Here is a 1,881-nt window from a genome sequence, read left to right as displayed (position 1 = left end):
GCCCGGTAGCTTGTCAGGCTCATAACCTGAAGGTCGCAGGTTCAAATCCTGCCCCCGCAACCACTTTTACCGAACCGCCAAAAGGCCTCGCAATCGCAGGGCTTTTGGCGTCCTGAGCCAAGCCAATCAATGCCGTCAGCGCCCCGTCGAGCATGACAACTGGCTGCCCGTCTTCCCCCCACCTCACAGCGATGCGATCGATCAAGCCACGGATGACGTCTCGCGCCGCAACGGCGGTGGCTGGATGAGCAAGGGTGTTCGCAAGCTCCACGACCTTTTTGTGGTAAAGTTCTGAAAGGTTGGGGTTCAACCGTATTGGAGGCGGCGCAGGCTGCGCCACGTCTTGATCGATCATGGCCACACGAGCCTCCAACTCGAGAAGTTTATCCCTGAGGCCGGGGGAGCGAAGGCCATCGGAGATGGCGTCATATAGCCCCTCAAGTTTGCGTTTGATCGCGGCCCTCTCGGTCTCGAGCTTGGATCGTTTCTGTTGAGTTTCAGCGGCTTGCGAGTTTGAAAGTTTGGAATGCTCGCGCACGAAGCTCGCCACGGAATCGGGCTGCATCAGTCGCGTTTTCAGGAGGTCCAAGACTACTTCTTCTAGCAAAGATCGGCGGATGCCTTTACGCGCCGAGCAGGTACCCAGTTTGCGGGCGGCCGAGCAGGCGAGGTAGTCGCGGCCAACGGATGCCATTCGGGCCCCGCAGCAATCGCAGTAAACAAGCCCCGTTAGAAGATGCCCCGGTCGACGGTGCTCCCAGAAGCGAGATGCCTTGATCCCCATCACCGCGGGTGTAGCGTCGAGGGCTTCCTGCCGCGCCTTAACCTGCGCCCAGAGGGCATCGTCAATGATTCGAAGCTGAGGCACATCGGTGATGATCCATTCCGAAGGATCGTTCGGTCGCGAGACCCGATTGCCAGAGCTAGGATCCCTTACATAGCGCAGCCGATTCCAGACGAGCCGCCCGAGGTAGAGCTCGTTGTTCAAGATGCCGGTGCCACGTTGGCGGTGACCGCGGATCGCGGTGTCCCGCCAAAGCAGGCCGCGGGGGCCGGGGATCTGATCTTGGTTGAGTTTTCTGGCGATGGCCTTGGGAGACTGGCCACATGCAAAATCGGCATAGATCCGACGGACAATAAGCGCCTCATCCTCGTTGATGTCTCGCTCGCCGGTGCTCAGATCGCCATCGCTGTCCAGTCGCCGCACCACACGGTATCCGTAGGCGTTTCCGCCCCCTGAGAAACCTGCTTCCACGCGGCCCCGCAGTCCCCTCCGAGTCTTGGCCGCAAGATCCTTCAGAAACAGTTGGTTCATGGTGCCCTTGAGCCCGACATGCAGCTCCTCGATCCACCCCTCACTCAAAGTCAGGATCTTCACACCCGCAAAAGCCAATTTTTTATAAATCGTAGCAACGTCAGCTTGATCCCGGCTGAGCCGATCGAGAGCTTCTGCAATAACCACGGTGAAACGTCCGGCCAGTGCGTCAGCGAGCAGGGCTTGTAGGCCCGGACGGAGCATAGATGCTCCCGATGTCGCTCGATCCGCATAGGTCTCCAAGACTGAGTGACCTTCACCTTTAGCCCGCTCGTCACAGAGACGAACCTGATCCTCAATCGAGAAATCGCTCTGGCGTTCAGAGGAGTATCGCGCATAAATCGCGGCTACCATTATGACTGCCTCCTCTTGCTACGGATCAGTTCGGCATAGTCTCGGCCGACCTCAATGCTGCTGGCGTGAATGTAGTGCTTCTCAGCAGTCTTGGAACTTGAATGGGACAGAACAGGTCTGATCAGTCCGGCACGCTCTGGGGAATGCCTAGGGTCAGGACTCGTTCTTGTGTCATAGCCAGAAGATGACGGTTGCGGCGAGGGCGACGACGG

At 58.7% G+C, this 1,881-nt stretch carries 1 protein-coding gene; it reads right to left on the bottom strand.

Translation table 11 applies throughout. The features are described from left to right. Positions 1–19: 19 nt before the first annotated feature. Positions 20–1,669: a recombinase family protein gene (locus Q9295_RS17930; protein ID WP_306681956.1), complete on the bottom strand. Its 1,650-nt coding sequence runs from the start codon at positions 1,667–1,669 to the stop codon at positions 20–22. Positions 1,670–1,881: the final 212 nt, after the last annotated feature.

Origin of the sequence: Pseudogemmobacter lacusdianii, assembly GCF_030848395.1 — a bacterium.
GTDB lineage: Bacteria > Pseudomonadota > Alphaproteobacteria > Rhodobacterales > Rhodobacteraceae > Pseudogemmobacter > Pseudogemmobacter lacusdianii.
The sequence above is the reverse complement of the archived record's forward strand: the minus strand, read 5'-3'. Positions and strand labels throughout refer to the sequence as shown.

What these genes read in the sequence shown, in the direction of transcription:
- Q9295_RS17930 (WP_306681956.1), bottom strand. Translation starts at nt 1,669, where the DNA reads ATGGTAGCCGCGATTTATGCGCGATACTCCTCTGAACGCCAGAGCGAT.